At 68.9% G+C, this 20,782-nt stretch carries 20 protein-coding genes; 15 read left to right on the top strand and 5 right to left on the bottom strand.

Going from position 1 to position 20,782, the window contains the following annotated elements:
• From VF092_04685 to VF092_04675, 3 genes are all read left to right on the top strand, one after another.
• On the top strand, positions 1–982 hold a 982-nt coding region (locus VF092_04685), incomplete at its 5' end, for an ATPase, T2SS/T4P/T4SS family (protein ID HEX6746570.1).
• A gap of 55 nt (positions 983–1,037) precedes the next feature.
• On the top strand, positions 1,038–2,156 hold the full coding sequence (locus VF092_04680; GenBank protein ID HEX6746569.1) for a type IV pilus twitching motility protein PilT: 1,119 nt from the start codon (positions 1,038–1,040) through the stop codon (positions 2,154–2,156).
• Between the two features lie 154 nt (positions 2,157–2,310).
• The gene (locus tag VF092_04675) at positions 2,311–3,510 is read left to right on the top strand and encodes a type II secretion system F family protein (protein ID HEX6746568.1); all 1,200 of its coding nucleotides are present in this window, start codon (positions 2,311–2,313) and stop codon (positions 3,508–3,510) included.
• Between the two features lie 294 nt (positions 3,511–3,804).
• Here the strand turns inward: VF092_04675 and VF092_04670 are convergent, their stop codons facing one another.
• A complete protein-coding gene (locus VF092_04670; protein ID HEX6746567.1) occupies positions 3,805–5,526 on the bottom strand; it encodes a thiamine pyrophosphate-binding protein in 1,722 nt (573 codons plus the stop codon).
• Entirely contained in the window at positions 5,523–7,226 is a 1,704-nt protein-coding gene (locus VF092_04665) for an FAD-dependent oxidoreductase (protein HEX6746566.1), read from the bottom strand. Before VF092_04665 ends, VF092_04670 begins: the two co-directional genes overlap by 4 nt.
• Positions 7,227–7,623: 397 nt before the next feature.
• Here VF092_04665 and VF092_04660 point away from each other — a divergent pair, with 397 nt between their 5' ends.
• From VF092_04660 to VF092_04625, 8 genes are all read left to right on the top strand, one after another.
• Positions 7,624–8,226 (top strand): DinB family protein, encoded by a 603-nt coding sequence (locus tag VF092_04660; protein ID HEX6746565.1) that lies wholly within the window; start codon positions 7,624–7,626, stop codon positions 8,224–8,226.
• A gap of 227 nt (positions 8,227–8,453) precedes the next feature.
• Positions 8,454–8,801 carry a fibronectin type III-like domain-contianing protein gene (locus tag VF092_04655; protein ID HEX6746564.1) on the top strand — a complete coding sequence of 116 codons (348 nt, stop codon included), beginning with the start codon at positions 8,454–8,456 and terminating at the stop codon, positions 8,799–8,801.
• A 125-nt stretch (positions 8,802–8,926) separates the two neighbouring features.
• A complete protein-coding gene (locus VF092_04650) occupies positions 8,927–9,373 on the top strand; it encodes an OsmC family protein (GenBank protein ID HEX6746563.1) in 447 nt (148 codons plus the stop codon).
• A 232-nt stretch (positions 9,374–9,605) separates the two neighbouring features.
• Positions 9,606–9,782: a hypothetical protein gene (locus VF092_04645; GenBank protein HEX6746562.1), complete on the top strand. Its 177-nt coding sequence runs from the start codon at positions 9,606–9,608 to the stop codon at positions 9,780–9,782.
• 82 nt (positions 9,783–9,864) lie between these two features.
• Positions 9,865–10,413, top strand: coding sequence for a GNAT family N-acetyltransferase (locus VF092_04640; GenBank protein HEX6746561.1), 549 nt, complete (start codon positions 9,865–9,867; stop codon positions 10,411–10,413).
• Entirely contained in the window at positions 10,410–10,922 is a 513-nt protein-coding gene (locus VF092_04635) for a GNAT family N-acetyltransferase (protein HEX6746560.1), read from the top strand. Before VF092_04640 ends, VF092_04635 begins: the two co-directional genes overlap by 4 nt.
• A 319-nt stretch (positions 10,923–11,241) precedes the next feature.
• Positions 11,242–12,036, top strand: coding sequence for a sigma-70 family RNA polymerase sigma factor (locus tag VF092_04630; GenBank protein HEX6746559.1), 795 nt, complete (start codon positions 11,242–11,244; stop codon positions 12,034–12,036).
• A 79-nt stretch (positions 12,037–12,115) separates the two neighbouring features.
• A complete protein-coding gene (locus VF092_04625; protein HEX6746558.1) occupies positions 12,116–13,228 on the top strand; it encodes a hypothetical protein in 1,113 nt (370 codons plus the stop codon).
• Between the two features lie 13 nt (positions 13,229–13,241).
• Here VF092_04625 and VF092_04620 read toward each other — a convergent pair whose 3' ends face one another.
• Positions 13,242–14,741 (bottom strand): MDR family MFS transporter, encoded by a 1,500-nt coding sequence (locus VF092_04620; GenBank protein ID HEX6746557.1) that lies wholly within the window; start codon positions 14,739–14,741, stop codon positions 13,242–13,244.
• Positions 14,742–15,029: 288 nt separating this feature from the next.
• Between VF092_04620 and VF092_04615 the strand changes: the two genes are divergently transcribed.
• The 4 genes from VF092_04615 (at position 15,030) to VF092_04600 (ending at position 18,286) form a co-directional block, all read left to right on the top strand.
• Positions 15,030–16,334: a dicarboxylate/amino acid:cation symporter gene (locus VF092_04615; GenBank protein HEX6746556.1), complete on the top strand. Its 1,305-nt coding sequence runs from the start codon at positions 15,030–15,032 to the stop codon at positions 16,332–16,334.
• Between the two features lie 311 nt (positions 16,335–16,645).
• Positions 16,646–16,849 (top strand): hypothetical protein, encoded by a 204-nt coding sequence (locus VF092_04610; GenBank protein ID HEX6746555.1) that lies wholly within the window; start codon positions 16,646–16,648, stop codon positions 16,847–16,849.
• Positions 16,850–16,905: 56 nt separating this feature from the next.
• Positions 16,906–17,106, top strand: a complete 201-nt coding sequence (locus VF092_04605; protein HEX6746554.1) for a hypothetical protein — start codon at positions 16,906–16,908, stop codon at positions 17,104–17,106.
• Positions 17,107–17,287: 181 nt separating this feature from the next.
• Positions 17,288–18,286, top strand: a complete 999-nt coding sequence (locus VF092_04600) for an LLM class flavin-dependent oxidoreductase (GenBank protein HEX6746553.1) — start codon at positions 17,288–17,290, stop codon at positions 18,284–18,286.
• A gap of 211 nt (positions 18,287–18,497) precedes the next feature.
• Here VF092_04600 and VF092_04595 read toward each other — a convergent pair whose 3' ends face one another.
• On the bottom strand, positions 18,498–19,853 hold the full coding sequence (locus VF092_04595; protein ID HEX6746552.1) for a PAS domain-containing sensor histidine kinase: 1,356 nt from the start codon (positions 19,851–19,853) through the stop codon (positions 18,498–18,500).
• The gene (locus VF092_04590) at positions 19,850–20,665 is read right to left on the bottom strand and encodes an alpha/beta hydrolase (GenBank protein ID HEX6746551.1); all 816 of its coding nucleotides are present in this window, start codon (positions 20,663–20,665) and stop codon (positions 19,850–19,852) included. Before VF092_04590 ends, VF092_04595 begins: the two co-directional genes overlap by 4 nt.
• Between the last annotated feature and the right edge of the window lie 117 nt (positions 20,666–20,782).

Below are 20,782 nucleotides of genomic sequence, written 5' to 3'. Positions count from 1 at the left end.
GATCCTGTCGGACCTGAACATCGCCGAGCGCCGGGTGCCGCAGGACGGCCGCCTCAAGCTGCGCTTCGGCAAGCGGGTGATCGACTTCCGCGTGAGCACGCTGCCGACGCTGTTCGGCGAGAAGATCGTGCTCCGCATCCTCGACAAGGGGAACCTGACGCTCGACCTGGAGAAGTTCGGCATGGAGGCCAAGGCCGAAGCCGACTTCATGAAGGCGATCATGAACCCCTACGGGATGGTGCTGGTCACCGGGCCCACCGGCTCGGGGAAGACGACGACGCTGTACAGCGCGCTGTCGAAGATCAACACCCACGAGGTCAACATCATGACCGCGGAGGACCCGGTCGAGTACAACCTGCACGGCATCAACCAGGTGCAGGTGCGTACGGACGTCGGGATGACCTTCGCGGCGGCGCTCAGGGCGTTCCTGCGCCAGGACCCCAACATCATCATGGTCGGCGAGATCCGCGACCTGGAAACGGGGTCCATCGGCATCAAGGCGGCGCTCACCGGCCACCTGGTGCTCTCCACGCTGCACACCAACGACGCGCCCTCCACCATCACCCGCATGGTGGACATGGGGATCGAGCCGTTCAACGTCGCCTCGGCGGTGAACCTGATCACCGCCCAGCGCCTGGTCCGCCGCATCTGCAGCAACTGCAAGGAAGAAGCGAAGTATCCCGACGAGTACCTGAAGGTGGGCGGGATCAGCGAGGACGACATGCGCAACACCACCTTCTACCGCGGCAAGGGGTGCGACCAGTGCGGCGGCAGCGGGTACCGGGGGCGCCAGGGCCTGTACGAGGTGATGGCGATGAGCCCCACGCTGCGCCGCATGATCCTGCAGGGCGCCAGCACCGCCGAGCTGCAGCAGCAGGCCGTGGCCGAGGGGATGCTGACGCTGCGCATGGACGGGATGGTGAAGGTGCGCAAGGGCATCACCACGCTCGAGGAAGTGATCAAGGAGACCGCGGCCGGGTGACCGGGCCGCCGCTCCACCGTTTCTCCGTTTCCGCTTGAACCGCAGGACCTGACGAATGACCATCGCCGCCGAAGCCCCCACCGCCCGCGAGGCGACCCGGACGCTGAACCTGCGCTCGCTCCTGGAGGAGATGATCGAGCGCGGCGCCAGCGACCTGCACATCACCGCCGGCGAGCGCCCCAAGGTGCGCGTGGACGGGCACATCACCGACAGCGTGACCGACTACGTCCTCACCCCCAAGGACACGCTGCAGCTGACCTACTCGATCCTCACCGAGAACCAGAAGAAGCGCTTCGAGACCGAGGACGAGCTGGACTTCTCGTTCGGCATCCAGAACCTGGCGCGCTTCCGCGGCAACGTGTACCGCCAGCGCGGCTGCGTCGCCCTCGCGATCCGGCAGATCCCCTTCAAGATCCAGACGTTCGAGGAGCTGCGCCTGCCGGCGGTGATCCAGAAGTTCGCCGAGAAGCCGCGCGGCCTGATCCTGGTCACCGGCCCCACCGGCTCGGGGAAGTCGACGACCCTCGCGGCGATCATCGACAAGATCAACAAGGAGCGGCGCGGCCACATCCTCACCATCGAGGACCCGATCGAGTTCATCCACCGCCACCAGGGGTGCATGGTCAACCAGCGCGAGGTGGGAAGCGACACGCAGAGCTTCGCGCGGGCGCTGAAGTACGCGCTGCGGCAGGACCCCGACGTGATCCTGGTGGGCGAGATGCGCGACCTGGAGACCGTCTCGGCCGCGCTCACCATCGCCGAGACCGGCCACCTCTGCCTGGCCACGCTGCACACCAACAGCGCGGCCGAGACCATCAACCGCGTGATCGACGTGTTCCCCGCGCACCAGCAGCCGCAGATCCGCGCGCAGCTGGCGTTCGTGCTGGAGGGCGTGGTCACGCAGCAGCTGCTTCCCAAGGCGCGCGGCCGCGGCCGGGCCATGGCGGCCGAGGTGATGGTGTGCACACCCGCCATCCGCGCCTGCATCCGCGACGACAAGGTGCACCAGATCTACTCGATCATGCAGGCCGGCAAGAAGCACGGGATGCAGACGCTGAACGACTCGCTGAAGGAGCTGTACCTGCAGCGCGAGGTGGCGCTGGAGGAGGCGCTCAAGCGCTCCAGCGATCCCAACGAGTTCCTGCAGATGGTGGGCGAGCCGGTGCCCGCCTGAGTGCGAAAGTGCGAAAGTGCGGAAGTGCGTTTGAGATCGCGGTGATGGTTCGCCCGGCGGGGAGGGATCTCCGCCCGGCGGTGACGGAATGGGACGCGGGTGATGGGCTCGCCCGCTGTCCCCTGTGCCCTGTCCCCTGTTCCCTGGGGTAACGATGCCCACGTTCGCGTACAGCGCCCGCGCCCTGAACGGCGAGATCCAGAGCGGCGAGATCGAGCTCCCCACCCGCGAGGAGGTGGTGGGGTGGCTGGTGCGCCAGCGCATGCGGCCGATCTCCGTCAACACCAAGGCGCGGGAGATCAGCTTCCAGATCGGCACGGGGATCAAGACCCGCGAGGTCGTGATCTTCACCCGCCAGTTCTCCACCATGATCAACTCCGGCCTGCCGCTGGTGCAGAGCCTGACGATCCTGGCCGAGCAGACGGAGAACAAGAACTTCAAGAAGATCATCGCCCAGGTGCTGCAGGACATCCAGTCCGGGCAGACGCTGGCCGACGCGCTGCGGCGCCACCCCAAGGTGTTCACCGAGCTGTACGTGAACATGGTGGCGGCCGGCGAGGCGGGCGGCATCCTGGACGTGATCCTGATGCGCCTGGCGGTGTTCCTGGAGAAGAACGACGCCCTGGCGCGCAAGATCAAGGGCGCCATGGTGTACCCCCTGGTGATGCTGATCGTGGTGATCCTCTGCACCACCATCCTGCTGTGGAAGGTGGTGCCGGTGTTCGCGGGGATGTTCACCGGCGCGGGGCTGCAGCTGCCGGCGCCCACGCGGGTGGTGCTGGCGCTCAGCAACTTCCTGCAGCACTACATGTGGCTGGTGGTGCTCTTCTGGATCGCGGTGGTGTTCGGGATCCGGCAGTACTACAAGACCGACAACGGCAAGCTGCAGCTCGACCGGCTGATGCTGCGCTTCCCCGTCCTCGGCAACCTGCTGCGCAAGAGCGCGGTGTCGCGCTTCACCCGCACGCTGGGCACGCTGGTCTCCTCCGGCGTGTCGATCCTCGACGGGCTGCAGATCACCGCGCGCACGGCGGGCAACCGCGTGGTGCACGACGCGGTGATGAAGAGCCGCGCCAGCATCTCGGCGGGTGCCACCATCTCCGAGCCGCTGAAGGAGAGCGGCGTGTTCCCGCCGATGGTGGTGCAGATGATCAACGTGGGCGAGCAGACCGGCGGCCTCGACGAGATGCTGACCAAGATCGCCGACTTCTACGACGACGAGGTGGACGCGGCGGTGAGCGCGCTGACCTCGATCCTCGAGCCGATCATGATCGTGGTGATGGGCGTGGTGATCGGCGGCATCGTGGTCGCCATGTACCTCCCCATGTTCGACATGATCAACGCGGTGCACTGACGCCCGCGCGGATCGCGAGGCAGACGCGTCGAGAGGGGGCGCTGGGAGAGATCCCCGCGCCCTCTTCGAATTTGCGTGAACGACGCTTCTTGATCCTCACGCGGAGCCGCGGAGACGCGGAGAAACCTCATGCAGTTCCCCGCGTCTCCGTGTCTCCGCGTGAGACAAGGCAGTTCCTGGGATGCACGGGGACGTGGATCGTGCCGCGATCGACGAACCCGAAAAAGAGCGAGGAGCCGCGCGGCTCCTCGCTCTTTTTTCTCCCGGTCTACGGGCGGTCCGCCGCGATGGAGATCAGGCGCCGGCCTGCTCCAGCATCTGGCGGGTGATGTCGTTCTGCGGGATGCGCAGGGTAATGAGGGAAAGCGAGCCGGCGTTGTCGCGCGCCTTCTCGAGCGCGTCCTCCAGCTCGCCCATGGTGGTGACGGTGGCGCTCCAGCCGCCGCGGAAGACGTCCACCAGGCGCGCGTAGTCCCACGCGTGCAGGAAGTCGAAGGCCTCGGCGGGCTGGCCCTCGGTGAAGTACCGGTAGTTCACGAACGCCTGCTCGATCCCGTACAGCGCGTTGTCGAACACGAACACGATGGCGCCGTGCTTCGCGCGCACCACGTCGGAGAGCGCCTGGGCCACCATCTGGAACCCGCCGTCGCCGGTGAACACCACCGCGCGCCGGTCGCCCTCCGCGAAGCCCACGCCCAGGCAGGCGCCGGTGGTGTAGCCGATCGAGTTCCACGCCGCCTGCGCGATGAAGCCGCCGGCCCGGTTCACGGGGAGCTCGGCCGCGGAGTAGAGCACGATGCTGGTGTCGGCCATCAGCACCATCCCCTCGTCGACCCAGCTTTCCATCCGCGCGAAGAAGCGGTCGTAGGTCACCTGCGGGTCCTCCGCCTCCGCCGCGTCGGACGCGGCCATGGCCATCAGCAACGGCGCGCCGGCGGCGGCCAGCGCGGGCGCGGCATCGGCGGGGGCGCCGTACTTCCGCTCGCGCAGGCGGCGGAGGAGCCCTTCCATGAAGTCGCGCAGGGGGGCGCAGTCCCACACGGCGGTGCCCACGCGCACGGAGTTGTTCCACGCCAGCGACATCGTCCCGTAGCTGTCCTTCACCAGCTGCAGGAAGTCGTCGGTGACCAGGTTGCCCAGGCCGAGGAGCCAGTCGGCCTTCTCCACGAAGCGCTTGGTCTTCTCGCTGGCCGAGGCGCCGTCGTAGCATCCCACGAATCCCGGCGTGTTCTCGGGGACCAGCCCCTTCCCCAGCAGGTCGGTGGCGAAGGGGAAGCCGGTCTCGCGGACGATCTCGAGGAGGAGGTCCTGCAGCCCGAAGCGGTGCACCTCGTGCCCCGCCCAGATCACTGGCAGCTCGGCCTTCCACAGGTGCTCGAGCGTGGCGTCGAGCGCCGCGTCGAGCGAGGCCTGCAGCGTGGGGAGCGGGCCCGCCTCGAGCTTCCCGGCCGGCCCGGCGCAGGGGAGCGACCAGACGTTGGCGTAGACCTCGATGTAGACGGGGCGCTTCCACGTCAGCATCGCCGTCAGCGCGCGGTCGATCTGCCCCGGCGCGGTGAGCGGGTCGCGCACCACCTCGCGCGCGACGGTCACGTTCCGCACCGACTCTTCGTCTGCGCTGAGGGTGCCGGTGGAGTGGTGGAAGAGGACGCCCTCGCGCCGCTCCGTGGTCCGCGACTGCGACGCGGGCGAGCCGTTGACGAGCACCACCGGCACCTGCTCGACGTACGAACCGGCCAGCGCGTTGAGGATGCTGAAGGTGCCCACGCCGAAGGTGACGCACGCCGCGCCGGCGCCGCGCTGCCGCGCGTAGGCGTCGGCCGCGTAGCCGGCCTCCAGCTCGTTGCAGGTGCCCACGCGCGTCACGCCGATCGACGCGTCGTTGTCGATGGTGCTCAGGAAGGCGCCGGCGTAGTCGCCCGGCACGGCGAAGATGTGCCCCGCGCCGACCTCGGCCAGCCGCAGCGCCAGGTAGCGGGCGACGGTGCACCCGCCGGTGGTGGTCGCGGCGCTCACGGCCCCATCTCCTTGTCGTAGTACTCCCTGGGGATGAACGACGGGCGGCCCAGCCCGAAGTGCTCCTTCAGCATCAGCTCGGCGGTCTGCAGCGCGCCCTCGACCCACCCCTGGCCGATGGAGTACGCCTCGCCGCAGACGTGCACCTTCTCGCCCTCGATCCCGCGCATCCGCGGCATGATCTCCCAGAACTTCTCCCCCGCCTTCCAGGCGTGCCACCCGGCGCCGTAGGGGTCCTCGCTCCAGTCGTGGTAGACGGCGGTGTACGGCTCGGGGACGAACTTCAGGCCGTGCACCTCGCGCACCTGCTCCTGCGCGGCCTCCACCATGTCGCGGCTGATCTGGAAGCGGTGCTCGGGGACGGCGTTGCCCTGCACGAAGGCGTTCGCCGGGCTCCCCGGCGTGCCCTCGAAGGGCTCGCCGGCCTCCAGCGCCTTCCAGAACGGCACGCTTCCCAGGTCGTTGTAGCTGACCATCAGCAGCGAGTTGTGGTTCTCCGGGTCTCCCTCCGGCATCTCGCTCTCGGTCTGGAAGTAGTACGTCTGGCGGATGGGCATGTCGGTGATGGTCCGCCCCGCGTCGAGCCCCAGCGAGCGCCACCAGGGATAGGGATAGCCCAGGAACATCTTGAACGCCGCCTGGCTGATCACCGCCTCCAGGTCGTGCCGGAGTGCCGCGTCGCGCTCCAGCCGGTTCCAGCGGATCAGCTCGATCGACCGCCGCGGCAGCGCCAGCACCACGCGGTCGGCGTCGATGTGCGTCTCGTGCTCCTCCGCCGCGTCCGCCGCCTCCGCGTCGGGATCGTCGGAGAAGGCGTCGGGGCGCGCCACGTCGCGGGTGCGCCCCGCGGCGTCGGTCTCGGTGCGGGCGAAGCAGAGGGCGTACAGCCCATCGGAGGGGCGCCGGCCGAACGAATCGAGCCGGTGGTTCATGTGGATCTCGCCGCCCAGCTGGCGGAAGCGCTCGGCCACGACCCGCGGCAGCTCCTCGTATCCCTCGTCGAGCGTGTAGTACTTGTTGTTGGGGTCGTACTCGGTGATGGGAAGGGAGAGCGGCGCCGTGGAGTTGGCCACGTTGGTGTAGTAGCCGCTGGCGTCGTTCATGTACTGGTACGCCTCGCTGCTCAGCACCTTGTAGAGCAGGTTCCAGAAGCCGAGCTGGTACAGCGGCGTGCCGTTCAGCACGGGCACCGTCCACCAGTCCTCGGCGCTCAGCTCGCTGTTGAAGGGGAGCAGCGAGTTCATCACCCAGGCCTGCAGCTGGTCGGGGTTCATCCCCTGCTCGTCGGGGTTCATCAGGTAGGGAACCTTGTCCGGGTCGTTCAGCTCCTTCACCCGCAGCTGGCGGCGGCGCAGGTACATCAGGTTGTTGGCGCCGCCGTCCTTCCCCATCGGGAACTCGCGCGTGGCCAGCTTCAGGTGGTCGATCAGCCCCACCACGATCTTGTGCGACAGCAGCCAGCGCATCCCGCCCAGCTCGGCCTTGATGTGCGGCATCCCCGGCATCGGGTAGCTGTACAGGCGCCCGCCGATGCGGTTGCCGTATTCGAACACGGCCACCTTCAGCTCCGGATCGCTCTCCTTCAGCCGCCACGCCGTGTACACGCCCGAGATGCCGCCGCCGATCACCGCCACGTCGTAGCGGCGCTCGCCCTTCTCGAAGGGGCGAAAGGGCTGATGACTGAGAATGCGCCTCGCCATGGTGGACGGGTCCTCTCGTATTGAAGGATGGATGGGGAGGCCGCCGGTGGATACGGGCGCGGCGTCCGAGGGGGAAGCGGGAAGGACGGGAGAAACGAACGGGGTGCGGGATGAAGGTGTTCCGGCCACGCACTTGAACGGCGATGATACGTATGTTGGTAGCAGTTTGCAATAGTGTTGCAACAGGGCTGTCTGGCTGCCTCCGCGCGAAGGATTCCGTGGAGAGAAGGTCGCCGGAAGGTGGATGGAAGCTCGCGTCCGTGCACGACTCTCGTCGCTCTCCGGTGAGGCCGACGTGGAGGCACGCCGCGGGCCGGTTCGGCACCGTTGCGGAAATCGGCCGCGGCACCGACTGTATTCACCACCTGTCCCCCAAACCACCCTCGCGGGAGGATGTATGAAGACCACGTCGTTGGTGCTCCTCGCGCTGGCGCTGCCGGCGAGCCTCGCGGGCTGCGCGGCGCGGTCGGCGCCCCCCGCCCAGCAGCCGTCCGGCCCGCCGGCGAACCCGATCACCACGGTGTTCCGCGGGCGGACCATGGCCCTGCAGCGGAACCTGGCCCAGGCGTTCGACTCGATCCCCGAGCGGCTGTACAGCTACAAGCCGACGCCCGCGCAGCTCTCCGTCGGCTACATCGCGCAGCACCTGGCGAACGACAACTACATCTTCTGCGATGCGTTCGGCGACATGAAGGGGACGCGGGCGGAGGAGGAGACCACGACCGCCGACTCCGTGAAGGCCACCTGGCCCAAGGAGAAGCTGATGGCGCAGCTCAGGGCTTCGTTCACCTTCTGCGAGAACGCGTTCGCGCAGCTCGACGACGCGAAGCTGGCCGACCAGGTCACCATGACGTTCCGCGGCCAGTCGCGGCAGGTGACGCGCGCGGGGATGGTGCTGGGCCACGTGGTGGACATGGCAGACCACTACAGCCAGATCGCCAACTACATGCGCCTGAACAACATGCTGCCGCCGACGGCGCTCCCGCGGCCGAACCAGTAGCGCGCGGACGGATCCCGCTGGTTTCACGTCGAAAGGGCGTCGGGAAGCTTCCCGGCGCCCTCTCTGCATCTGCGTGGAGGAGAGTGACCTGGGTCTCATATTCACGCGGAGACGCGGAGGCGCGGAGACCTCAGCGCGGGTTCTGCCGCGTCGCTTCACCGCGTGTATGTTGTCCCATCGAATCCGCTGCTGATTGGGGAATCGAGGACGAGATCGAAGTCGCCCCAATGCCGATTTCTTCACCCCTTGACTCCGCAGTTTCCCTTCGGCTTCGCGCTGAGCTATCCCGGCCGCCGGCAGAGGACAACCACTACACCTCGAAGTACATCGACCAGCGCCGCTTCCGCCGCGTCCGGCTGGAGCCGCGCCAGTCGACGGTGGTGCGCTTCAGGCTGGGGATGGACGACCTCTCCTTCTACGACGCGCGGATGCGGCGCGTGGCCGAGCCCGGCGGTTTCCGCGTGATGACCGGCGGCAGCTCGCGCGACGTGCAGGAGGCGCGCTTCCAGCTGACCACGCGGGACGGGCAGCCCGTACCCGTTCCCGAGCGCTGCGGGACCGCGCGACTGCCGTAGTCTTTCACCCGGCGGCGGAATCGCCCCTCACGCGATCCGTCATCCCCCCACAGCGTCGCCGCCCGTCCGTCCGCAAGCTTGCGTCGGTGGGACGACTATCGACACTGCGCGAGGGGATGACGACGATGAGCGAGGAGAGCGTGAGCGTGGACCTGAGCCTGCGCGGCGGTTACGCGTTCGAGGCCGACTTCCACCTGCCGGGCGTGCCCGCGCTGCTGCTGGACGAGCCCGCGCCGCTGGGCGAGGGTGCCGGCCCGTCGGCGTCGCGGCTGCTGGCCGCGGCGGTGGGAAACTGCCTCTCCGCCAGCCTGCTGTTCTGCATGCGCAAGGCGCACGTCGAGGTGGAGGGGATGGAGACGCACGTGGACGCCACCATCGTGCGCAACGAGCGCGGCCGCATGCGCATCGGCGGCATCCGCGTGCGCCTGGAGCCCGCGCTGGCCGACGAGGACGCGGCGCGGATCGCCCGCTGCGCCGGCCTGTTCGAAGACTTCTGCATCGTCGGCCAGAGCGTGCTGCAGGGCATCGACGTGCAGGTCGAGGTGAACGCGACCACGCCCGCGGCGGCCTGATAAGCGCGAGAGCGGTCCGATTTTCCATGGCCCACGACGCGAGAACCCGAAACGTCGGTGCGGAGAATGCGTCTGCGCACCAGCGGCAGAAGTGTACTCTCGCTGTCCCTAAGTGGCCGGACGCCTAGCACTTAGAAGTGCATGGACGAGTGAAGAAAGGGCTTGACGAACCGGGCTCATCATCCGAGTGTTAAGCTCGCAAACCGCTGATCACGCTCCGCCGGGAGAACTCATGAGCTCGAAGCGCGCGCGTGCCCTCTCGCTGAAAGACTCGCGCAAGATTTACGAAGAGATGGCGCGGCCACCGGAGGACACGCCAGAGCGTCGCGAGATGTTCGAACATGTTCGGGCCATGGCTGCACTACGGAAGAGGCTCGCAGCGGAAAGCGCCACGACGGTAAAGAAATAGCAATCGGTTCGTATCATCGACCCGGGCGGTTCTCCTCCGAGGGCCGCCCGGTTTGTTTATCGCCCTTCACTCTCGCATAGCCATGTCGATCGACGCGATATCGTTGGACGACGTCGCCGTTCGAAGGCTGGACGGCCCTCCCGATACCGGTTTTGACTGCGGCCACCAGGACCAGAACCTCTTCCTGTACGGGCGCGCGTGGGAGGATCAAGAGGAGGGAATCTCCGTTACCTACCTGTACTATGTGCACGGAATACTGGCGGGGTTCGTGACTGTCTGCATGGATTCCCTGCTGCTCTCCCGCCGCGAACGCGGGGTGCGAGTTCGCTACGAGACCATCGGTGCGGTGAAGATTGCGCAGGTTGGAGTGGACGAGTCCTTCCAGTCGAGAAGGCTCGGGCGACGGATCGTTGCCGACGCAATCGTGCTGGCCCAACTTCTCGGTGAAATCGTTGGCTGTCGGTACGTAATCCTCGACGCGCGGTTGGACGTCGTCCGCTGGTATGAGAATCTCGGATTCAAGCACAACACCGCGATGCAGGAGCATCGAGTCGAGCGGGCCCTGAAGATGAAACGCGACCCTGATCGTTTGGCGAAGAGTATGCGCTTCGACATTCGGGCGGTTGGATGATCGTCGTCGAGACCGAGCGGCTGCGGCTGAGGCACTTCATCGCGGACGACGCGGAGTTCGTGCTGCGGCTGCTGAACGAGCCGTCGTTCCTGCAGAACATCGGCGACCGCGGCGTGCGCAGCGTGGACGACGCGGTGCGCTACCTGGAGAACGGGCCCATCGCCAGCTACGCGCGGCACGGTCACGGGCTGAACGCCGTGATGCTGAAGGAAACGGGCGAGCGCATCGGGATGTGCGGCCTGCTCAAGCGCGAGCAGTACGACGACGTGGACGTGGGATACGCATTTCTCCCCGAGTTCTGGGGGAAGGGCTACGCCGTCGAGGCCGCGTCGGCGGTGCTGGAGCACGGACGGCGCACGCTGGGCCTCACGCGCGCGATCGCGCTGGTGTCGCCGGGGAACGCCGGCTCGGTGCGGGTGCTCGAGAAGCTCGGGTTCGCCTTTTCCCGCACGGTCGCGAACGCATCCGGCGCCGCGGAGACGGAGATCTACGAGCTCACGCGGCTCTAATCGCCATCCCCGCCAGGTCAAATATCCAGGTGCCCCGGTCCGAGCTGGACCGGGGCGCTTCTCATCTCCTGTCAAAGCGGAGAAGCGGTGACGCAGCCGCGCTCCCGACGCGCCGCCGGGCGAGCGGCTCACGTCTCGACCCAACGCCCGCGCGGTTTCGGGTATCTATTCAAACAGGAGAAAGTGAAGCGGCGCGATGAAACTTTTCCGGTGAATCCGTACTAGATCGACTGCAGCGGTCGTTGATGGAATAGACAGATGTTGCTTCGCGGCGCCCGCGCCGCATATTGAGGGCACTTGCCGTCCCTTCCGGGTCACCATGGTTTCGCTCACAATGCTCGACGCGATCGACCCACGTACCCTGTTCCTCGATTCGCTCCCCCGGATCGAGGCGATCGCCGCATCCCTCTGCCGGCTGTACAACGTGCGGGGAGACGAGGCGGACGACTTCGTCTCGTGGGTCAGGGAGCGCCTGATCGAGAACGACTACGCCGTCCTGGGGAAGTATCGCGGCGAAAGCGAACTGAGTACCTTCCTGACGGTGGTGATCACGCGGCTCTTCCACGCGCACGGGCGCGAGCGGATGGGCCGCTGGCGCAACTCCGCCGAGGCCGAGCGTCTGGGGCCGGTGGCGCGCGAGTTGGAGACGCTGGTGTTCCGCGACGGCTGCCGGCTGCACGAGGCCGCCGAGCGGATGCGCACCGCGGGCCGCACCACGATGTCCGACATCGAGCTGGCGCGCCTCCTGGACCGCCTGCCCGTGCGCCGCCCGCTGCGCCCGCACGAGGTGGGCGACGAGCCGCTGGAGAGCGCCCAGGGCGACAGCCGCGCCGACGAGCGCGTGTCGCGGGAGGACGCGGCCCGGCACCGCTCGGCCGTGCTGGCGGCGCTCTTCCGCGTGCTGGAGCGGCTTGGACCGGAGGAGCGGATGATCGTGAAGATGCACCTGCAGGACGGCACCTCGGTGGCCGACGTCGCCCGCGCGCTGCACCTGGACCAGCGGGCGCTCTACCGGCGGATCCACCGGATCCGCGACCAGCTCCGGGGGATGATGGAAGGCGAGGGCGTGTCCCGCGCGGACGTGCGCGAATTCCTCGACCCCGGCGGCGGATGAGCGGCGGGAAGCGGTAGGCCGCCGCCGCCGGTCCATCCAATCAGGTTAGCAGAGGATTACCCCGGGAGGGGGAAACCGTGTGAAAGAATACGATCCACACCCACAGCAGGCGCCGCCGTCCTTAGACGACGACGAGCGGATCGCCGCGCTGCTCGATGGTCGGCTGGACGAGCACGCGCGCGCGGAGCTGGTCGCGCGGCTCGCCGACTCCGATTCCGACTACCGGGTGTTCGCCGATGCCGCCGCGGTCCTCCGCGACCTGGAGGCGCGAGGGGTGATTGCGACACCACCGGTCGTGGCGGACGAGTCGCCCGAAGCCGGGGAAGCGGTCGAGGCAGCGCATCCCGCGGAGCCCATGCCGGCTCCCGCGCCGGGCCCGACGAAAGTGATCAAGCTCCGCCGCCGCTGGTGGGGGATGCCCGCACCCGCGTGGGGCGCCCTCGCCGCAGGCATCGCCGCGCTCGCGCTCATCCCCATCATCCGCGCCCGCGGCGGCGATCCGTTCGACCCCGAGCGGCTGGCTGCGCGGCTGGAGACGTCGCAGCCGCGTGCCGGCGAATGGACGGCCGCGGACTCGGTGATCCCCCGGAAACGCGGAGGTGGCCCCGGGAGCGAAATCTCTGAAGAGGCTCGATCGGCGCAGTTGGGCGCGTTGCTGGTGGATCTCGAGGTGGCAGCCCGGTCGCGGGACACGATGGTTTCCACCCTTGCCGGCGACGTTGCCCGGCTCGTGAGGATGGGGCGGGAAGCCAGGGACACCATGACCTACGACAGCATCGCGAAGCGTTCCAATGCGCCACCGGAACAGCTTCGGCCGCTGCTGGCGCAGGGACACAAGGGGATCGCCGAGAACAGCGACCCGGACTATTTCCGCGCGGGGGCGTGGACCGAGGCGGCTCGCCTGGCGGCCAACACGCGTGACGAACGCTTCTTCCGCGCCCGCGAAAGTCGCAAGGGCGTGGAGCGCATCCTGGCCATCCAGGGTCTTCCGAAAGACCAGGCCGCCGACGCCGCAGAGGTCCGTGATGCGCTGCCGGAGGCAGGTACTCCCGATTGGCCCGTACTACGACGGACACTGCGCACCCTGCTCGAGAATCTCGTCAAGACTTCGGACCCGATGGAGCCTTACCTCGATCCGCAGGCATCCGTCGCAGGAGAGTCGAACGAGGTGACGGAGGGACTGCTCCAGTAATCCTGTCCGCGCGTCAGCTCTCGGCGACCGGCTCGTCCGATGGGCGCTCCAGCTCGGGGATGCGGAGGGCGGCGGCGAGGGTGGCGGCGGCGATCAGCGCAATCCCCCAGAACACGATCTGCAGGCTGTGCGAGAGGCCCTCGCGCAGCAGCGCCATCACCTCCGGGGCGAGCGGCGCGGCGCGCGGGGCCTCGCGTGCCATCAGGTCCTGGATGCTGTCCAGCGACTCGCGGCCGCGCAGCCCCGTTCGCGCCAGCCATCGGCTCATCCCCCAGTTCAGCACGCCGCCGAACAGCGCCGCGCCCAGCGCGTTCCCCAGGATGCGCATCAGCATGTTCGACGCGGTGGCCACGCCTCGCTGGCGCCAGGTGACGCTCGCCTGGATGGCGACCAGCGTCGTGGTGCTCAGGAATCCCAGTCCCACCCCCAGCAGGAACGAGCCGGCGCCCGCCCCGATGGCGCCGCGCGTGGCCAGCAGCGCGATCAGCAGCGTCCCCGCCACCGCGGCGACGCCGCCGGCGCGCACCAGCCGCCGCACGCCCACGGGGACAAGCAGCCGTCCCGCCACGTACGACGCGAGCGGCCAGCCGACCACCATCGCCGAGAGCGTGAACCCCGCCTCCAGCGGCGCGCCGCCGAGCACGCCCTGCACGAAGGTGGGGAGGAAGGTGATCACGCCGATCATCATCATCCCCGAGGCCAGCGCGGCCAGGTTGGCGTAGCGGATCAGCGGCGTGGTCCACAGCTCCAGGTGCATCAGCGGGTCGGGCGCGCGCCGCTCCTGCCGGGCGAAGAGCACGAACGCCAGCGCCGAAGCGGCCAGCAGCGGCACGGTCGCGGACGCCGGCCAGGTGCCCGCCTGCGTCAGCGCCACCATCAGCGCGCCGACGGCGGCCAGCAGGAGCGCGGCACCGCCGTAGTCGACGGCGGTGCGTTGTGCCTCCACGCGCTCGTGCAGGTTCAGCGTCACCAGCGCGATGGCGGCGATGCCGAAAGGGAGGTTCATCCAGAAGATCCACGGCCATCCCGCGCCGTGCACGATGAAGCCGCCCGCCAGAGGTCCCGCGATGGCCGAGAATCCCCACACGCCCGAGATGTAGCCCTGCACGCGCCCGCGCTCCTCGAGCGTGTACAGGTCGCCCGCCAGGGTGACGATCACCGGCTGGAGCGCGCCCGCGCCGAGCCCCTGCAGGAAGCGGAACGCCACCAGCATCCCCATCGTCGGCGCCATCCCGCAGAGCACCGAACCGGCCAGGAACACCACCACTCCGGCGACGAACACCGGCTTGCGGCCCACCATGTCGGAGAGCTTGCCGCAGATGGGGATGGCGACGGCCTGCATCAGCAGGAAGGACGAGAACACCCACGAGTACAGGCTGAACCCGCCCAGCTCCGCGGCGATGCTGGGCATGGCGGTGGCCACGATGGTGCTCTCGATGGCGGACATGAACATCGCCAGCACCAGCGCGGCCAGCACCAGCGGGCGATGGGTCGTGCGTTCTTCCGTCGTCAAACCGAGCTCGTCCGGCGCGAGGATGGGGACACGTGCGGCAGCCGCGCGCGCCTGTGCACCACCCGTACCGCGACAAGCGCAGCCGGCGTGACGGTGTGGGAGCGATCCCACCTGCGTGATGGGAATATTCGACAATGCGAGTAAACTCGCGGTGCCGCGGCTTCAGCCGCATACCTCGACGAAGAAGCATCCGGTTTGTGCCGGTGGTGGCGTGGTGGCGCCGTGGAGCGCACCTTGAAGTCCATCTCGCCATCCCGATCCCCCATCTCCACCCCAATCCGTCCGCACATGGCCGAATCGGCGCGCAGGCCCATCTACCGTTCGCTGTACTTCCAGGTGCTGGTCGCCATCGCGCTGGGGGTGATCCTGGGCGTGCTGGCGCCCGCCACCGGCGCGGCCATGAAGCCGCTCGGCGACGGGTTCGTGAAGCTGGTGCGGATGATCATCGCCCCCGTGATCTTCTGCACGGTGGTGACGGGGATCGCGGGGATGCAGAGCATGAAGCAGGTGGGGAAGGCCGGCGGGCTGGCGCTGCTCTACTTCGAGCTCGTGTCCACGCTGGCGCTGGTGGTGGGGCTGCTGGTGATCAACGTCGTGCGGCCGGGCGCGGGGATGCACGTGAACCCGGGGAGCCTGGATGCCGGCGCCGTCTCCGCGTACACGAAGCCGGGGCAGATGCAGGGGCCGACGGACTTCCTGCTGCACGTGATCCCCAACAGCCTGGTGGGCGCGTTCGCGGAGGGCGAGATCCTGCAGGTGCTGCTGGTGGCCGTGCTCTTCGGCTTCGCGCTGCACCGGCTGGGCGAGCGCGGGCGGCTGGTGTACGACGTGGTCGACCGTGTCTCCGCCGTCCTCTTCGGGATGGTGGGGATGATCATGCGGGTGGCCCCCATCGGCGCCTTCGGGGCGATGGCGTTCACCATCGGCAAGTTCGGGATCGGTACTCTGGCGTCGCTGGCGGGGCTGATGGCGAGCTTCTACGCCACCTGCATCCTCTTCGTCTTCGTCGTGCTGGGCGTCATCGCGCGCCTCCACGGGTTCAGCATCTTCCGCTTCGTGCGCTACATCAAGGAAGAGCTGCTGATCGTGCTCGGCACCTCGAGCTCCGAGGCGGTGCTGCCGCGGCTCATCGCCAAGCTGGAGAACCTGGGCGCGAGCAAGTCGGTCGTCGGCCTGGTGGTGCCGACCGGCTACTCGTTCAACCTCGACGGCACCGCCATCTACCTCACGATGGCCGCTGTCTTCATCGCCCAGGCCACCGACACGCCGCTGACGCTGACGCACCAGCTCACGCTGCTGGCCGTGCTGCTGCTGACGTCGAAGGGCGCGGCGGGGGTCACGGGAAGCGGGTTCATCGTCCTGGCCGCCACGCTGAGCGCGGTGGGGAGCGTGCCCGTGGCCGGCCTGGCGCTGATCCTGGGGATCGACCGCTTCATGAGCGAGGCACGCGCGCTGACCAACACCATCGGCAACGGCGTGGCCACGCTCGTGGTCGCGCGCTGGACCGGCGAGCTGGACCGCGAGCGCCTGCAGCAGGGCCTCCGCGCCGAGACGCCCGAGGAGGCGGAGGAGCCGGAGATGCTCGCGGCGTGACGCTTCCAGTGCTGAGTGCTGAGTAGGACGATGCGACTCAAGTCGCGGCTACAACGGCACACACTCCGCCTGCGCGGAGTTCGCTCTGTTCCGGCTGACGTGCGTTTTCGGAACGCGGTGGAGTAGAAGACAGCATCCTTGGCGCAGCCGCTCGGCACGGTTGTATCCGGGATCGGATGCGCATGGTTGCCTGAGCCCCACGTCGCTCCAGTAAGGACATCAGAGGCGAGTCAGGGGATGCGAGATGGCGTTTGCTGACTTATTTTCTACATTCCGTTTCCTTATCCATTCTCTCACCGGAGAACTGCCCGATGCGCAAGATGCGGCTGGACCTGGAGAAGCTGAACGTGGAGACCTTCGAGGCCGACGCGGCGGAGAAGGCGCCGCGCGGGACCGTGCACGGCCACTACAGCCAGCGCGGCACCTGCGACGCCTACGTCGGAACCTGCCAAGTCGGCGGCACCTGCGGCAACGGGTGCGGCACCGCGGGATGCACCGGGATCTACTGTGTCTGACCGCGCCAGGCGCCCGGGCGCCGCGCGGTAACGTCCCATCCCACCAGGAGGAATCGATGCGGAAGATCCGGCTGGACCTCGACAAGCTCAACGTCGTCGCCTTCGCCACGAGCGAGGTGTCGGGGGAGCGCGGGACGGTGGAGGGGCACTGGAGCCAGCTCGGCACCTGCAGCCCGCGCGTGGCCACCTGCCAGGTCAACGGCACCTGCCAGTGGACGTGCTGGTACCGCTGCCAGGACACCAGCACCTGCCTGTGATAGGCATCGGCAACCGCAACACCGAGCGCTGCCTCTGACGGCGCGCTTCGGGATCGGCAGATGAGGAGCGGCCCCGGTCACCCGACCGGGGCCGCTTGACGTGCAGCGCATCTTTGTGCCGCGCGCGGCCCGCCCGTTGCGACGCCGCGCGCGGCGTTTCTCATCTCCCTGGACGATCGACATGGCGCTTCCGCTGTCCGTTCTGGATCTCGCTCCCGTGCCCTCCGGCAGCACGCCGGCCGACGCGTTCCGCAACATGGAGGCGCTGGCGCGGCTGGCCGACCGGCTCGGCTTCGTGCGCTACTGGCTGGCCGAGCACCACGGGATGCCGAACATCGCCAGCTCGGCGCCGGAGATCCTGATCGAGCGCGTGGCGTCGCGCACGGAGCGCATCCGCGTGGGCTCGGGCGGCATCATGCTGCCCAACCACGCGCCGCTGCGCATCGCCGAGGCGTTCCACACGCTCGAGACGCTGCACCCGGGGCGCATCGACCTGGGCATCGGCCGTGCGCCGGGGACGGACCCGGTCACCAGCAGCGCGCTGCGCCCGTTCGACGCCGAGCAGTTCCCGCAGCAGCTGGCCGAGCTCGTGGCCCTGTCGCGCGGCGAGTTCCCGCCCGGGCACCCGTTCCACCGCGTGCGCGTGGTGCCCGAGGGCGTCGCCCTGCCGCCGATCTGGCTGCTGGGCTCGAGCGGCGCCAGCGCGCGCATGGCGGGGCAGCTGGGGACGGGATACGCCTTCGCCAGCCACTTCAGCCCCGCGCCCGCCGCGCCGCCGGTCCAGGCCTATCGCGACGCCTTCCAGCCGTCGGACGCGTTCCCCCGGCCGCACGCCATCGTCGCCGCCTCCGTCATCGCCGCGGAGACGGAGGCGGAAGCGGAGCGCCTGGCTACGTCGATGCAGCTGGCGTGGGTGCGGCTGCAGCGCGGCGTCTTCGGCCCGCTCCCCAGCCCCGAGGAGGCGGCGGCGTACGAGTACACGCCGCAGGACCGCGCCGTGGCCGCCGGGTACCGCCGCCTGCAGGTGATCGGCACGCCCGCGCAGGTCCGCGCGCAGCTCGAAGCGCTCGTGGCGGAGACGCAGGCCGACGAGCTGATGATCATCACCGCCGTCCACTCGCACGAGGCCCGGCTGCGCTCGTACCAGCTGCTCGCAGGGGAGATGGCCGAAGCTGCGTGATCCCCCGTTGCCATCAGCGTTGAGGGGATCGAGGGCGGTCTGTTCGCGGGCGGGAAGGGTGGCCGTGCATTCGAATCACCAATGAAATCACACGGAGGAAACGGAGGGAACGGAGGACTGACCTGAGTTCCTCCGTTCCCTCCGCTTCCTCCGTGTGATCCAATGCTGTTGGGATGTCCTGGCAATGGACAACCAACCGGCGGAAGCGGGATCAGTCCGAGACTGCATCAGGAGGCGGCTCCGTCGCCGCGGGCACGGTGAGGGTGAAGGTGCTTCCCCGGCCGACGGCGCTCTCGACGGTCAGGTCGCCGCCCATGCCGCGCGCAAGGTCGCGGCTGATTGCGAGACCCAGGCCGCTCCCCTCGCTGCCGCGGGTGCGGCTCATGTCCACCTGCACGAAGGGGTCGAACACCGACGCCTGCTTGTCGGGCGGGATGCCGATGCCGGTGTCGGCCACGCGCAGCAGCACCCGGGCGGCGTCCCCCTCGCCCGCGCGGGCGGCGTCGACGCGCACGCGGCCGCCGGCGGGGGTGAACTTGAGCGCGTTGCTGAGCAGGTTGATCACGATCTGCTGCACCTTCTCGCGGTCCGCCCGCGCCACCATCTCCCCCGCCACGGCCACGTCGAGCGCCAGCCCCTTGGACTGCATCTGCGGCTCCACCATGGGCGTCACGTCCACCATCAGCGCCGCCAGGTCCACCGCCTCCAGCACGTACTCCACGCGCCCGGCCTCGATGCGGGCCAGGTTCAGCACGTCGTTGATCAGCCGCAGCAGGTGCTTCTGGCTGCGGCCGATACGGTCCAGCGCCAGCCGCTGGGCGTCGGTCACCGGGCCGTGGATCCCCATCTCCATCAGCTGCACGTAGCCGGCGATGGCGTTCAGCGGGGTGCGCAGCTCGTGGCTCATCACCGCCAGGAAGGCGCTCTTGGCGCGGTTGGCCTCCTCGGCGGCGGCGCGCTGGCGCTCCAGCTCCACCGTGCGCTCGGTCAGCTCGTGGTTGAGCGTCTGCAGGTGGTCGCCCTGCATCTCCAGCTCGGCCGCCTGGTCGCGCAGCTGCTCCTGCTGCAGCTCCATCTCCAGCGCCTGCGCCTCGAGCTGCTCGTTGGCCACGCGCAGCTCCTCGGCGTGGTCCTCCGCCTGCGCGCGCGCCCGCTCGGCCTCGCGGCGCGCGCGCAGCAGCTCGTCCTCGAACCGGCGCCGCTCGCGGACCTGCACCAGCACGCAGTCGTTGGCCCACGCGCCCGCGCGCTCGCGGCGCACCGCGTTGGCGAGGACCGCCACCTCGCCGCCGTCCGCGCCGCGGAGGATCAGGAACACCTCCTCGGCGTGGCCGTGCATGCGCACCAGGGGAAAGAAGTGGGTCTGGTAGAAGAGGCGCGCCCCGGTGGTGAGGATGGCGTCGACGCGGCGCCCCTCCAGCTCGCCGGGCGCGTAGCCGAGCATCTCCGCCAGCGTGGCGTTGGCGGCGGTGATGAGGCCGTCGTCGGCCACGGAAAGGAACCCGGCGGGCGCGTGGTCCAGCAGCGGATCCAGCGCCCGCGCGCCGACCCCCGCCGCGTCGCTCACGCGGCGGCCGCGGGCTGGAGGAGGTACGCGCGCATCGCCTCGATCGTCTCCGCGGGATGGCTCATGTGCGGACAGTGACCCGTCGCCTTCATCACCCGCAGCGTGCTTCCCGGCGTGTGGCGGTGCACGTAGTCGCCCACCTCGAGCGGCGCCACCATGTCGTCGGAGCACTGGAGGATGAGCGAGGGCACCGTCAGCCGCCGCAGGTCGTCGCGGTTGTCGGAGAGGAAGGTGGCCTCGGCGAAGCGGCGCGCGACGACGGGGTCGGTGGAGCAGAAGCTTTCCGTCAGCTCGGCGCCCAGCTCCGGCCGGTCGGGGTTCCTGATGATCGCCGGCGCGAGGAAATTGGCCCAGCCGATGTAGTTGTGCTCCATCATCTCCAGCAGCCCCTCGATGTCGCCGCGCTCGAAACCGCCCACGTACGGCGGGTCGTTCACGTAGCGCGGGCTGGGGCCGATCAGGACCAGCCGCTCGAAGCGCTCCGGCTCGCGATTGGCCGCCAGCACCGCCACCATCGCGCTCACCGAGTGGCCGACGAGGATCACGTCGCGGAGGTCGAGCGCGTGCACCACGTCCAGGATGTCCTGCGCGTACCCGTCCAGCGTCGCATACCTCGCCGGATCGTACGCCGAGAGGCCGCTCTTCCCCGAGCCGACGTAGTCGAACAGCACCACGCGATAGTCGTCCTCGAACGCGGGCGCCACGAAGCGCCACATGTTCTGGTCGCATCCAAAGCCGTGGGCGAACAGCATGGGCTGCGTGCCGCGCCCTGAGACGCGCACGTTGTTGCGGGCGATGATGTCGTCTGGCATGTCGGGCTTCAGCGGTGGATGCCCTGGAATCGAGCGAGCAGGCGCGTCCGGTTGCGCCGAGCGGATGCAAGAATCCGCCCGGAGATCCTGCGGTCACAACAAGTTGCAAAGCTTGGA

The sequence above is a fragment of the Longimicrobium sp. genome (assembly GCA_036377595.1).
In the GTDB taxonomy this organism is placed as follows: domain Bacteria; phylum Gemmatimonadota; class Gemmatimonadetes; order Longimicrobiales; family Longimicrobiaceae; genus Longimicrobium.
The sequence above is the reverse complement of the archived record's forward strand: the minus strand, read 5'-3'. Positions and strand labels throughout refer to the sequence as shown.